Raw genomic sequence first — 13790 nt, forward strand, 5'->3', positions numbered from 1 at the left:
TTTATTCAACATGAAACTATCTCTTGTTCAGGTGATCTTCCAGATGGTTCAGGGCGTTTGGCACCCTTCTTTCCAAGCACCATTCTCAAAAACAATCTGTATGCTTTTAATTAGTACTGTTTCTTGCTCATTATCCTCTACAACGTAATTATCCCCCTGATGCATTTTACAATGTGGACAAATGTGCATAACATACTTTGACTCGGTCATCTTACTGTAACGTTCTTCAAGTTGAATTCCGTATTCATTCGCCAAAAAGATTAATGAATTGGGTTTACTATAAGCTAGATCGCTAATAATTGGATATCCGTGTCTCAATTCATTCTCGACTTCCGGATTAAACAATAAAAAAATATTCATCATTTTCTTACATTTCCAGCATTGATACCCGCTGCGGATATCAACTACCCATTTAAATCGTTCCGGGTATTGATAAGGAATTGATTCTATAAACTCCTCATACTCTAGCCTATTTGACATACCAGTCTCTTTCATCCAAGAAAAATAACTGGAATTCAATAAGAACACTTCTTCAATAGTCATTCCTTTGTATTTGCCAAATGTCATTGTCATTTCCATTTGTAATACCTCACTGCTCGTACATGTTAATCAAACCTTTTTAAAAGTCTTCGACATTAAAGTGGTTATCCCTGCCAAAAGATCGACTCTCAGTCATGATTAGACAGTATATTCTTTCTTTCAAAATTGGATATAAGTACATAGACTGCATTGTAATTAATAAAATTTCGTATTTTTCGCTTCGTATATTCTCCATCGAATTACAGCGATTCTTACACATGAAAGCTCCCCCTCCCCTATTGCCGTCCCTCCTTGCAAGTTTTAAAATACTCTTCCATGCAATTCTTTTGCTTAATCTAGAGTTATGTATACTTTGCACCTAGATCAACCCCACGAAGTGTTTCTGAAGCCAAAGAACTTTACCCAGACTGTCACGTAGCCTTTCTAATGCCTCTGTCTTGTAATCAGACCAATGTTTTGAAGCGTTCCTGCTGATCATCCAGGTCGACGACAAAGTCAACAACTCTGTAAACTCAGCTCATGAACTTTATTTTATACCGCTGTTGCCCGCCGACCATGTTGCTGGTCTTCTCATTCCAATCTATCAGCTCCACATTGCCGAAGTACTCAATGTTAGGCTTCAGCGTTTCCTTATTCTAGATCCCCTGGCTATAAATCAATCCTCGGGTTGTAAGATGAATCTGATTGATTGGTGCCATTCTGATGTTCATAAATATTCCTCCAAATAAAAAACCACCCCAAAATTAGGATGGAAACGTGATTGGTTATAGTTAACTGGGCACGGATTAAGCCACTGCTTTTTAGTGTGATCAACCGATGTTGACTTTGCTCTCCTGCTATAAAATTAAATTTCAATATCTATAGTGTTCATGTTCAATAAATTATTTGAAATTCCTTTCTTATTTTTTTTGTAAATCATACCTTTGTATAAAATCGAGGATAAAGAAGAATTTCTTTCTTGAGATAATTTTGCATGCCCTTAATGTTTGCACTTCAGGCTATTTGCAATTCATCACTGTTTCCAATATTGTAATATGAAATATTATTTATAATTGCATTTGCGTAGTATGTCCCCCTCTTAGTTCAAGTAACTCATCATCTTTTCTTACATACTCAGTGACCTGTGTTAGTCGAGCAGAGGTGATTGGAAGCTTTCCTAACTTCGTCCGTATCATTGTCGAACGATTTAAAAGTCTGCCAATCTCAGAGCGGGTTACTCGTCTATTACCACTATATTTAATTTCTTTTGCAACTCTTTCAACCTCTTGAGCTAGGACTTGGTCCCGTTCTCTCCAATCAACTCGTTTTGGCCTGCTTGAGACTCTCCTTTTCTTTCTACTATTCATTGGTCGCTCAATCGTTACATTTGGTGATGTTGTTGAATCTTTAACCAACGTTATTATCCTAAATGTCTCAAGTTTCTTGGTCTGATTTTTAATAGTCCCCGGATCTACACCAAGTAGCCTGCCCTTTTCTCGTAAACTGAGTGTGTCATCTTCATTGATTTCTTTTAATCTGTTCATCCATTGAGACCCGAAATGCTTAATTCGTCCTACACGGAATTTATCGGTAGCATTAAGATCGGGTCCTCTTCTTGAATATATAAACCCACAACAACAACTGAATGTTCCTACTGGTTTTCGTGTATCTGAGCATCTTGTTATGACCACATTATTAATGAGTTGCTCTTTATAATGTTCGACTGCCTTATTTAAACATGGCCATGGGCCTTTTCCAAATACATCTGTAATGCCCACTCTGTGCCCTTCGCAAATCTTCGCCATTTCCACATTGAGATACATTTGTATAAGGATATGCCTTATAGGATGTGTGGCATGCCGGGGTTTACGAAGCATCTTATGCAGCCACGTATCTTGATTGTTGACATCGAGTAGACATCCTAGTCTCCCCAAAAGTTCTCTGCCATGAAAATGAACAAAGTAGGGAATTAGCTCTTGAAATCTAATACTACCCTTAGCAGTCAACATTCCTTTACTTGCAAGTAAATCAAGATATTTCCTCCGCACTTCCTGAACATCTATAGATAAATAATTTGTTTGCAGTAAATCACTTGCTCGCTTAGCTATTAATAATTCTTTTTCTCCACCCCGACTAGTTAAAGGCGGCAACTCATGGCCTATTATTGATTCAACCATCACAAACTCATGTTTATTTCTACGTTGTGCATACAGAATCGAAGATGAATTGAGATAGCAATCATGTATGGGACATATGAATACCCCGGCGAGTTGATGATTTCTATGCCAATAGGCTGCACCGTATTCTTTACGATCAAATCTAACACATGCCGGACAATATCTTAAAACTACTGGTTTAGCAACTCCGCTAGCAGGTAATCCCATTTTCATATAGACCGACTGGCTGTTTCCGTAAATCAACTGCTCAAGTATACGCTCATATCGCTCTACCGGCATAAAGGGGCGAAAGAATGGCAGCAATGTATGCTTATTAAGCAGTGTATCAACCGAAATAGGATTACCGGGGATAGACATTTGCAATTGGTTTAGATATGCCGGTAGATCGGTCACTGCACAAACGGTCTTACTTCCAAACAAGTCCCTCATTGTCTTTTTTGTATTTTCATTGCCTGATCGAGCATGATAACGTGCGAAAACACTATATAATATTTCATCTGGAAATGGAGGTGGAAAAAATATCAATTAGACATCTGTCCTTTCACAAATTATTTAGCATATCTTTCTGCCTCTGATACCGCCCATTTTAATATCTCAACAGAGCATTTTTTATAAACCTTCCCGAACTTCTGCAATAGCTTTAGACTTAACCGTTTATATCTTGATTTGAGAAATCGTTCTACGACTATGGGGAATATTCGAATCGCATAATCATCAATACTCTCTATATTTACTTCTAATAATGCTCTAGTGAGAGGTAAATGTTGTCGAAAAGTATAGTATCTAGCTTGTACACAACTATTACCTTCCCTTAAAAAATTGGAGATCTTAATTTGTTTACGGGGAGGATTGGCTTTTACAATGTCAACTGCTTTTTTCATTTCAACGTATATTTCCTCATCTAGCTTTTCTAGATCAAGTTTTTTTGGACTCCTTTTCCTTGGTGGTAAATGCTCTTCAAGCCATGGGCGATCATTCTTCATTAGCCAGTCATAGCGGTGATTGTTGTATTTGCGAATATCTGGTCTAGATGCATGTGGTCCTAAAACCTCTATTGCCTCCAGTATAGTGTTACGACAATGTTCTTTTTTGGACTGAACGGCAGCCACCGCTTGATGGAATCCTAATTCTATAACAGCTACTGGGTCAACATTATTCGAATATGTCTTGCTTGGCTTTTGGCCAATATACGGTTTAAGATATTTAGTTACTGTATTTCGGTTTGAGTTAAGGTGTTCGGCAATCTCATTAAAATTCAGGCCCTTTTCATAATAATGGATCGCCTTATTTACAAACAAAGGTCCCATTGTGTCTATAGTGAATTGCTTCTCATCTTCTTCTTTGGGAAATCCTGTTCTTGTATAAATCAATCCACAATGAGGACAGATAAAGCATCCAGTAACCCACTCATGAGCTTTTCGAGTTACCCTCTTAATAACTCCTTTGTTATATTTGGAACATAATGCATTAACACATAGCCATGGACCAGTCCCAAAAGGAACTGGCAGGGCATAACTCATATTACTTTTCATGAAATTTTCAACAGAGCCCGCAAAAAATCTCATTAGGAGTAAATACAAAATAATATTCGATTTGAGACTATCCTTTTGAAGAAAACGAACCAGCATTTTTTCGCGCATCAGGTGATCAGGTGATAGTCCAAGAGAAGCTAAATAAGGTTTACCGTAGTAATCCACCATGTCAGTCAGCAATCTTTTTTTGTATATAAAATCCCCACGAAAATGTATATATCCCTTTGCTCCAGATTGAATAACAAGTTTAAGATGAATGGTGTCAAGAGAACCTACATCCGGATTCATCAGAGTCGTAATATCGTTTAATAATTGTAGATTTTCTCCCATTATTTTTGGATTGCTGTTTGCATAAGGAAGTATTGCATGCCCATTGGAACAAATTGGTTCAATGGGCATTTGACTTCCTGTCTGATTGATTAGTGATGTGCGACATACTGGGCATACCTCTATCAGCTTAGAGCCATGAACCAGACACTTGCTTAGAAAAGAAAATTGGTGGGTGCGATGCAGATAAACAATCTGATATCTTTGGTAATCCTCATGCATACATTCAGGGCAATATCGAGCATTTACGTGAACTGAGGTTTGGATGGTATTAATAATGAGAAGACTAGTATGGCTATCGTTGTACATCGCCTCCTGAAATTGTTTAAGAAGATCGTGTGATAAAAAAGAGCGGAGAAATGGATAGTAGGTATGGTTTTGTATAAGTCGTTCCGCAAACAAACCAGTGACACCTAGTTGGCTTATTATCTGAGATAAATTTTTTGGATATAACATTCCCTTTTTTGGTACATGCTTTCCGAACAATTCACGCTTACTTTGCGTGAAAGTATACGGCGACTGCAGATGATATCGATGAACAATACTCCGAAAATCTTCATCAGGATATGTTGGGGGAAATGCAACAATTCTTCCCATGGTCTCCTCCTACTACCCTCTACTTTATTAAACAAACTCATCATATTCCCCAACCAGTCCTGAGTCCCTAAGTGCCTCATCAATTGTCATATTGTTCAAATTTCCCTGAGACACAATAAATCGGATATCACTTTCATCCAAATCAGGATTCTTAATTTTGGTAGGCTTCTTCTTCTGCTTAGTCTTTTCTTCTACCTCTTCCGTTTCCTTTGATACATTACTTTTGTTTTCAAAAACAAGCTTGGCTATCTCTAAATATAGGAGTTCGATATCATTCCCGGCATCTCGGTTTTGTACCTCAATCTTTTCGGCATATGTTAAAGCAACATCTCCTGAGCATCCCATTTTCATTGCAAATACAGTTAGTTGGTCAATGAGAATCCTCCGATTATGCTGCAGTAAAATTAGTTTGTGTTCCTCAGAGAGATTTCCATCTATCGTAATACGATGTTGCGCTTCCATGAGATATTCCTTAAAGGAAATCCAATCTGGTTTCAAATCCTCATACTCTGCTGGATCAATTTCTTCTCCTCCCCGTATTCTTTGAAATATCGGCTGGACTAGTCTAAAGGTCTTGTTCGCTACTTCTTCAATCAGATTAACAGTAATTTCCTCCTCATCTTCATAAAGAATTGCGCGGCATTGGACATGCATAAACAGTTTTACAGCGAAATCAGGAATTCCAAGCGAGTGAAAATACATAGCAGCCTTTAGGTCCGGTGTTAGGGCAGTAAATTTGTTTGTATATTGCAGGTCCCACATTCCTTTAAGGAAGAGTTCCCATTCCCAGTCATCTCTCATTCGGTCTGTTATATTCTCCGCATAACCATCGGGGATTCCCCTTCGTGTATTAGCTAGGGATGACTTAAAGAGGTACAATGCTTTAAAAGTTCCGATCAGCACAATTGGAATACCAATAGAGTTAGTAAGTTCCGTTATAAAGTCGATCATCTTCTCATCGCCACCAGAGTACCCCCTGTTTATGCGTTGAATTTCATCAATTACCAAAACCCCTAAACTAATTTGTCCAGCGACCTTAGACATTCGTTTTGCAAGAACTTCAGCACGCCCGTCCTTTTCAGCTAAATCTTCATAATAAGTAGTCCCCAACAATTTATCTACTGCCCAATAAAAATTACGGCAAAGTGCACCAACTGATTTATTACTCGGACATTCGATATGGAGCCAGACAACTTGTTTACACGGGAACGGTTCTCTATGGTATTCTGAGTGATGAATAACCTGTGGGAACAAACTTAATATTCTTTCGTATGATTTGGACTTTCCCATTCCACTAAGACCGATATCCGCCATTTGTTGAGCTGTTTGTAAATTCCCTGCCAGGTTTCTTCCAAATTCATCGGTCCCGGCTGCCAAAATTCTATCCAGACCGATTGCCATTTGTCTCTGGTAGATTGGTGTTAGTGGATTTCTAGACTGATAGCCAATTTTAATCATGTTATATAAATTTCTATACCGCTCGAAATGTGTAGATAGCGGTTGCCAATAGCTTGGTTTGATTTGTTGGACAAGTTCAACACGTTCCTCTGAGTTAAGTCGATTGATATCTCCCGTAAATCTAGGTACTGAATACAGCATCTGAAACAATTGATCTTGGGAAAGTCTGCAAGGCAAAGCTTCGATAAATGGATTACCTTGATACGCCTCTACTATCTGATCACGGTATTCCGCTTTAATTTGTCTGCCCTTTAAATACACGAAGCGATCTAGTCTATTTATCATGGCCTACCCTCTTTTCCTCACTCTTCGCTAACAGAAAAAGTTGCATTTTGCTGACCTTTTGATTTGTTTCATCTATAAGCGGCTTTTCTTTATTTGTACTGTTTTGAGATATCTTTACTGAAGTATTTGCAGTCCAAGCATTTGTGCTGGATTCCATTCTTCTTTCAAGCTTCCTCGCAAATCGCTTATTCTTAAACCTTGCTGCTCTAGACTTACCGCTCTGAGCTTCTTTGGTTTTTGCAATTTCGACATTAGTTAACTTTTTGGCTACAGTATCCAACTCGGCTTCAATCTGATTCCTTTCCAAATTAGCCTTGTTGAGTTGTTTTTTCTTAAATGCCATGATTGTCTTTACATCGTCGAAATGTAATCCTTCATATTCTTTGAATCTATCAGTAAGGAAGAGCTGTTCTTCTCTCCCATTTTTCAGTCTAATAAACACACTGCTGCAATTACGAGGATCATAACTAACAATAACTTCCCGTTGCCCTTCAATTCTTTCATCCTCAAACCATCCCTCATCCTCACCACGTTGGCAGGCATAATTCATTTTGTATAGTGCTATCCCCCCTCTAGAAACCAAACATTTTTTCTTAGGTAGAAGCGTATGACGAATCAAGCTGCGGGGCTGCTCTTGTAAAAGGGTATGTCTCATTCCCCAGTTCCACATAGATAACGGTGTTAGGTCTACTTTGTCAATAAACATTTCCCTGGTGACAAAGTATTTTTCACTTAATGCTTTTCTGTTGAATTCTAGGACAAACAAAATAACCAGTTTAGTAAAAGCCTCAAACGTGTATGCAGCTTGATTTCCAGGATCCTTGTCTCCTCTTTCCCTATGCTCTTTATGCACTGCTCCAGGCATTACCTCTCTAATCCGCATACAAAAACTTCGGAATTGTTGTTCAATATGAGGTTTTAAGTCTGCACGATAGGATGGAGGATTACCAATACGTATATTGAGAAACCCTAGATTATTAGAATTTTTACTTTTCATTTCGCCACGGTCCCCAACAATAAATCTAGGTAAGTGTTTTGATGGCCAGTCTTCCTCAGTTATCGTAATACCATATTGTGCACAAAATGCAACTTTATCGATCGAAGCGTTCTCAAGTGCTACCATTGCCTCCTCCCAAGAGGGAGTTTTGCAGATATGCATTCCTGTGATGAGTCGACTCATCACGTCCTTTACAAAATATACATGAGCCCTTCCAATAACAGTTTTATGGTCAATCGACAGTAATAGACCGTCAGCAGGTGTTGAATCAATTTCGTAAAGCTCTCCCGGTCCCTGAATATCTCCACTTGCAGACTTCAGAAGAGATCTTGCATTCATCTCCGCCTTGCGTTGACCGAATCTAGCCGCTACTTTGTTCTTTTTGTTGTACTCTTTCGAATACCAATAAAGAAACTGCCGTAAAGAAGGCCCACCAATTATAGGCACCATTTCCCCGTATTTTCGATAATAACCAGTTACGTATATTTCTTGGCACATATGCTTGTGCGTTGCTTTTAGACTCATTCCTCGTTTTGTATAGTATTCCGTAATAGCCTGTTTAAAAGTCTCTTTGTCTTTATTGGTTACAACGAAATCATTACCATCCGTCGGTTTTGGACCAGATTTTCTTTTTCTATTCCTCTTATCAGCAGGGAGTCCTACATCAAAATAATCATTTAACAAACCATTAGGTGTTTTACCATAAAACCAATACTTTCGTAGTAACGTATAAACCCAGTTTACCTGCTTATGGGCTTGATCTGCTGCCTCCTTCACTAGTTTCCCTCTTAGTTGGGCTATGTAGATATCCGGCTCTTTGAACACAATACCCTCAATAATTGAGAATTTCTCATCCCTTCTTTTTGAGTACTTATTCAAATATGGTTCGTCAGGGGCTATCAAACGTAAGTCAGGGTCTAATGATTCTATCTGAGCATTATCGTTCTCAAGATAAGTAACTAACACGTCATACTCCTGGAAGTACGGAAATGGTATTTTCTTTTTATCATCAATGTTAATTAGAACGACCTGGGAACAATCTGGAGCTATCCACAGTACACGTTCAAATGATGGCTTTTTATCCGGATCAGTACTATGAAAGCAAATGATTGAATTCTCAAATATCATTATTTCATCTCCCTTTGTCCGGGCAGATCTATAACTAAAGGGGCACTTTCACGTATTAAGACTGTCATATCAGTTACCCAACGTTTATTTGCGAGCATGTGTTTGACCATAAACATGGAAGTTCCAGGTTCCAGACCAATATGATCGTCACACCTTAAACAGCTCTTACTTATCGATAACTTGGTATTGTACTGTTTTAATTTTTCAAATATGGGTTCAGCAATCATATTAACTACCTCGCTATCCATGCCTGGACGAGTATCTGCCCGTTTGGCATCATGTAACCAATCAATGTTCTTTATCAGGTTAATCGGTCTTCCGACATCAAAAACAACTTTCCACTGTATGCCAACTTCTTTATAATAGCGCCTCTCTATTTCAAACAATTCGAGAGTTCTCTTTGTTAGTTTATGAATCGGTTTAAATGTCCTTGCTTGATCATTTAATGAATCGTTGTCATCAATAACCGTTAACATAAAGTCCGATGTTAACACAACATCATGACCATCTAAATGCGGATGTCTAATGTTTAATTTTTCGGCTATTCTCTGAGTGTCTTCATATGGGAGAGGATATTGTTCACGGATGTCAGTAATCTGGTCCGTCCATTCTTGTACTAAAAAATATTGGTACTCATATTTGGAGAGTGTATGATGAATCCTGTTTGAGTGCCAACCTGGAGTACGAGTAAGCCACCCTTCTGATGCAACTTTATTGTCGTTAGCCTGAATATAAGGGATGTAACTCTCACCCTGACCTTGACCTCTCCCATCTTTAAGCCGGTTCAAGTGCGTTTTGTGCAAGGTATTTGTCATCAAATAGTCCTTTCTGAAGAAAGAAACGCATAACTATAACGTCATGCGCTTCTTTGGTGTCTATTGATATTCAATAACAATATATAGTTGATACTTGTTTGCTGTGAACCATAAACTAAATCTCCCACCTCCTCCTCGCCCTTTACCTTGCTTTAACCATTTCTACATCAGCTCTAAATGAAATTATAATACAATTGAATTTGTAATTAAATAACAAGTTATCTATTCATTTCTATATTCAATATTGTGTTCATTTCTATATTCAATATTGTGTTCATTTCTATATTCATTTAAATTGTAGAAGAGTTAACCGAATGACTAAAAACAAAGCGAAAAATACTATAATTCGCTTTATATTAGTGATTGTGTCTTAAAATAAGTTCAGGAAAAATTGGAGTGCTACGATAAAAATGCAGTCGATAAACACCCTCGTATGAAATAAAGTGAAAGTTAACGAGGGGATAAGAAGCAATGAATCGGTACGACAAAGCATTCAAAGAAGAAGCGGTAAGATTAAGTGATGAAATTGGACCAAAGAAAGCCGCTGAGCAACTGGGCGTAGCCTACCACACCTTGCAGGGATGGAGAAAGCAAAGAACCTTGCATTGGTGCAGTGTCCACAATAAGGGTGTTTAACCGATTGAGATGAAAACGCAACTTATTTCGGGATCCCACAGAAACGGGAACGAGTAATCATCAACAGCATCTTTGGAGACAATGCCTTCGACTTTAGCAAGCTTTATCGGAAGCCAATACGGTATATAGATGAATTCTAACAACCAAACCTAACCGAACCACAATACATGATTATCATCCAGGGCATGCTGACTGGACCGAAGAATTTAATCTATTGGCTTGGGAGAAGCACAGGCCACAGGAATATGTTGGTATATCTACGAAAATTAATATGCATAAATATAACTATAATTAATATAGTTAAAAAGTACTGATTTAGAAATTATACCTCAATAATCAGTATGATTAATATGAAAATATTTACACCCTTTAACGTAATAAAGTAGCTTAACAAGTATTAATATGATAAGGTCGATTTGTAGGGAAATTATTATAAAATTGGAGGAGATGTATTTGAAAAGATTTAAGTGGTTTTTTTCTCTCTTATTGGTTTTGATGTTAGCACTGCAGCTAACAACAGTGCAGACAAATGCTACAGAGCTAGTTGATTCAACGATACCGAGTTTTGTAGATTTAGGTGAAAATTCAAATGATATTGGTCAAGAAGTAGTTTTAGAGTTTGTTAAGGAATATAATGAGTTTGAGAATCCTAACGAAGTAACTGATAAATATTTTTACTTCACATTTGAAGACGATGGTTCTTCAAAGACGAGCGAGATTACCAAGTATGAAGCTAACATGATTTCATCTCTTTCAGCGGTACCTTCATCAGCTGGTGGAGTAGTGGTTTCTGTTAGACTAGACCCAGCGGGAGTTAACAAGGCTACTTTTACTTCGAAAATCATATCAATCGCTGGTAGCAAACCCAATAAACTGGACTTTAAAATACAATTAGGTAAGTCTATGACAAGGTCAAATTCCACAACAATTGTGTCTTCAGTAACAAAAAGACTACAAGGTATCCTCGGTATAAAAGTTGGTGCAGAGGTGACGCATACATTTGACGTGACGCAGACAGGATTCTATACGGGAGTGTTAGACCTTACGGCAAGTAATCTGATTGGGTCAACACTCGGTACTGACAGAGCGAATTCGCCGACGTTGTTATTGAATAACAAAGCTAAATTGTACCCTGTGTATACTGACCCGGCTTCCGCAAGAGTGATGAGAGAACCTGACAGAGCAGATTGGGCAAGAACCCCATCGATTGATTGGACTTATAATGATACTAAAAAATATAGAAAATGGTATAATGAAACATATCCAAATGTTTACGATTGGACCAAGAACCACGTTCATCACATGCGTCCTAGAAACTTGGGCGGAACTAATGATTATAGTAATTTAATTCCACTTCCTAGCACCTTCCACACTGGTACTGTATCACCTTGGTTTGTAAATTATTAACACAAAAGGCGATGAGAAATGTGGATAAATCCGGAGATTTAAACAAAGTACTAAGGTATCAGGTATGTAAACATAAACAATCTCTAATTAATAAAGTGGTCATACAAAATATAGAAGGTTTTGAAGAAGAGGTCCCTTTAATTTTTAACGATCCAGTTCCAGATGATTTGTTAGTAAATGCCGTAAAACTGATTTCATATAAGCTACCGATTGATTATGTGGATTTTCTGAAAACAACAAACGGCTGTATGCTTTTTGATCAGGAAAACAGTCTGTATAGTATTGAGGCAGTTCTTGAAACAAAAGATGTAACTGATTCGACATATGGCTTACCTGAGCTGCTTATTGTGGCTTATATATTACAAGATTATATTATGATTAACCTTAAAGAAGTAGCGGAAGGTAAACAAGATTACATGTATACAATTGACGCTTATTCTCCGATTGATTGTCTAAAGAGTTTAAATTGTGATTTTCAAACATGGCTGAATCGATTCATTTTATGTCAGGGAAATAAATATTGGGAATGGTTATAGAAAAGGTTCTGCTGTATAAGAACAGCAGAACCTTTTTTTAATTGATTCACCTAGATTTCTAAGAGGGACTAAATAGAAGTACAAGACCCCCAGCGGTACAATAAATTCAGTAGAAGCACCATCGTTGCTCTTCTTATTCACCGAAGAATGGACCAAAATATATAGCTTAAACTCATCAGTAGAGCATCCAACGGTATACTCAAGTTATGAAGTGATAATTCTCGCTCTCCAACTTCAGCTGAGGTATCTATTTAGCCCCTATTTAGACTTGGACAGTACACCCCTTACTTAGATACAATGAAATCAAGCGGAGGGGAACGAGAGATGAAAAAGAAACAATACGACTTAAACTTCAAGAAATGGTGGTAGCCAAGGGAAAAGAGATTGGCAATATGACGGCGGTAGCGCGGCAACATGAGCTCGATCCTAAGGTGGTTCTCAGATGGGCCAAAGAGCTAAACCGTAAGGATCCTGGATCAGTTAGACGGGAACTGTGTTAAGCAAGCGAAATTCATTCCTACTGCTGAAGATTATGCACAGTTGGAAAAAGAAAATGAAAAACTGAAGAAGCTCTTTGCGGAGCAAGCCTTAGAGAGGGATATTCTCAAAGACCTACTAAAAAAAAACGAACCCGCACTTGCGGATAAAATAGAGATTGCCCAGAAATACATTGGACAAGGGCATAACATCCGCTTTGTGCTGCGCGTATTAGAGGTCGAACGTTCTACGTATTATGCACATGTGAATAGAATCCAGCAAGAAGCCAAATCGATCCACAGGGTCGGTCGCCCCGCACCTGGTTACTCATACACACAAGACGGCAAGCCCGTTAGCGATGAACAGATTAGTGAATGGATTACGGAGTTCTTGGCAGGAGAAGGCGCAGCGTATGGTTATCGTAAGCTTACGGTGCTTCTTCGAAGACGCTACAAACTGAGGATTAACAAAAAGAAAGTATACCGCCTTTGCAAGCTCATGGATGTACTTCGCCCACAGCGCAAAATCATCCTCAAATACCCCAAGCGACTTGCGAACAATCGCGTAATAACCGCCTCAAATCAGTTGTGGGAAGTCGATATTAAATATGGATGGATTCATGGAGAGCAGCGATTTTCTTTATTATGAGTATCATAGATGTGTCTGATCATGCCATTGTCACCTATCATATCGGACTGACCTGTGAGGCCAAGCATCTCGTTCAAATCACGCATAAAGCACTTATGAAGCGCCAGCTCTTTGATCAAGCAGATCAAGCAGATAAGCCTGTCATACGTTCCGATAATGGTCCGCAGTTTATCAGCAATCGGTTTGCAGAGGCCTGTACGGAGTTTGGTATGGTCCACGAGCCACGAGCGTATTCCACCTAAAACGCCGAA

General features: G+C 38.4%; 11 protein-coding genes. 5 read left to right on the forward strand and 6 right to left on the reverse strand.

Annotated elements, in window-relative coordinates; genetic code table 11:
- Positions 1-48: 48 nt before the first annotated feature.
- The 6 genes from E6C60_RS18045 to E6C60_RS18070 form a co-directional block, all read right to left on the reverse strand.
- On the reverse strand, positions 49-579 hold the full coding sequence (locus E6C60_RS18045; protein ID WP_138227091.1) for an exodeoxyribonuclease X C-terminal domain-containing protein: 531 nt from the start codon (positions 577-579) through the stop codon (positions 49-51).
- Positions 580-1586: 1007 nt separating this feature from the next.
- Positions 1587-3221, reverse strand: coding sequence for a TnsD family Tn7-like transposition protein (locus E6C60_RS18050; RefSeq protein ID WP_138227092.1), 1635 nt, complete (start codon positions 3219-3221; stop codon positions 1587-1589).
- Between the two features lie 23 nt (positions 3222-3244).
- Positions 3245-5152 carry a TnsD family Tn7-like transposition protein gene (locus E6C60_RS18055; RefSeq protein WP_138227093.1) on the reverse strand — a complete coding sequence of 636 codons (1908 nt, stop codon included), beginning with the start codon at positions 5150-5152 and terminating at the stop codon, positions 3245-3247.
- A gap of 27 nt (positions 5153-5179) precedes the next feature.
- Positions 5180-6895 carry an ATP-binding protein gene (locus E6C60_RS18060; RefSeq protein ID WP_138227094.1) on the reverse strand — a complete coding sequence of 572 codons (1716 nt, stop codon included), beginning with the start codon at positions 6893-6895 and terminating at the stop codon, positions 5180-5182.
- On the reverse strand, positions 6885-9020 hold the full coding sequence (locus E6C60_RS18065) for a Mu transposase C-terminal domain-containing protein (RefSeq protein ID WP_138227095.1): 2136 nt from the start codon (positions 9018-9020) through the stop codon (positions 6885-6887). The genes E6C60_RS18060 and E6C60_RS18065 overlap by 11 nt, the downstream gene beginning before the upstream one ends.
- Positions 9020-9808: a TnsA endonuclease C-terminal domain-containing protein gene (locus E6C60_RS18070; RefSeq protein WP_233281059.1), complete on the reverse strand. Its 789-nt coding sequence runs from the start codon at positions 9806-9808 to the stop codon at positions 9020-9022. The genes E6C60_RS18065 and E6C60_RS18070 overlap by 1 nt, the downstream gene beginning before the upstream one ends.
- A 498-nt stretch (positions 9809-10306) precedes the next feature.
- Between E6C60_RS18070 and E6C60_RS18075 the strand changes: the two genes are divergently transcribed.
- The 5 genes from E6C60_RS18075 to E6C60_RS18095 all read left to right on the forward strand — a co-directional run bounded on the left by E6C60_RS18075 (position 10307) and on the right by E6C60_RS18095 (position 13781).
- On the forward strand, positions 10307-10471 hold the full coding sequence (locus E6C60_RS18075; protein ID WP_138227097.1) for a transposase: 165 nt from the start codon (positions 10307-10309) through the stop codon (positions 10469-10471).
- A gap of 453 nt (positions 10472-10924) precedes the next feature.
- Positions 10925-11878: an HNH endonuclease gene (locus E6C60_RS18080; protein WP_138227098.1), complete on the forward strand. Its 954-nt coding sequence runs from the start codon at positions 10925-10927 to the stop codon at positions 11876-11878.
- Between the two features lie 20 nt (positions 11879-11898).
- A complete protein-coding gene (locus tag E6C60_RS18085; RefSeq protein ID WP_175415356.1) occupies positions 11899-12414 on the forward strand; it encodes an SMI1/KNR4 family protein in 516 nt (171 codons plus the stop codon).
- 540 nt (positions 12415-12954) lie between these two features.
- Complete coding sequence (locus E6C60_RS18090; RefSeq protein ID WP_175415357.1) at positions 12955-13539, forward strand: IS3 family transposase; 585 nt, start codon at positions 12955-12957, stop codon at positions 13537-13539.
- On the forward strand, positions 13536-13781 hold the full coding sequence (locus E6C60_RS18095) for a transposase family protein (protein ID WP_138227101.1): 246 nt from the start codon (positions 13536-13538) through the stop codon (positions 13779-13781). The genes E6C60_RS18090 and E6C60_RS18095 overlap by 4 nt, the downstream gene beginning before the upstream one ends.
- The last annotated feature ends 9 nt before the right edge of the window (positions 13782-13790 follow it).

The organism is Paenibacillus algicola (assembly GCF_005577435.1).
GTDB lineage: Bacteria > Bacillota > Bacilli > Paenibacillales > Paenibacillaceae > Paenibacillus_AQ > Paenibacillus_AQ algicola.

Coding starts and splice junctions, on each gene's coding strand:
- E6C60_RS18045 (WP_138227091.1), bottom strand. CDS start 579: ATGGAAATGACAATGACATTTGGCAAATACAAAGGAATGACTATTGAA.
- E6C60_RS18055 (WP_138227093.1), bottom strand. CDS start 5,152: ATGGGAAGAATTGTTGCATTTCCCCCAACATATCCTGATGAAGATTTT.
- E6C60_RS18060 (WP_138227094.1), bottom strand. CDS start 6,895: ATGATAAATAGACTAGATCGCTTCGTGTATTTAAAGGGCAGACAAATT.
- E6C60_RS18065 (WP_138227095.1), bottom strand. CDS start 9,020: ATGATATTTGAGAATTCAATCATTTGCTTTCATAGTACTGATCCGGAT.
- E6C60_RS18075 (WP_138227097.1), top strand. CDS start 10,307: ATGAATCGGTACGACAAAGCATTCAAAGAAGAAGCGGTAAGATTAAGT.
- E6C60_RS18095 (WP_138227101.1), top strand. CDS start 13,536: ATGAGTATCATAGATGTGTCTGATCATGCCATTGTCACCTATCATATC.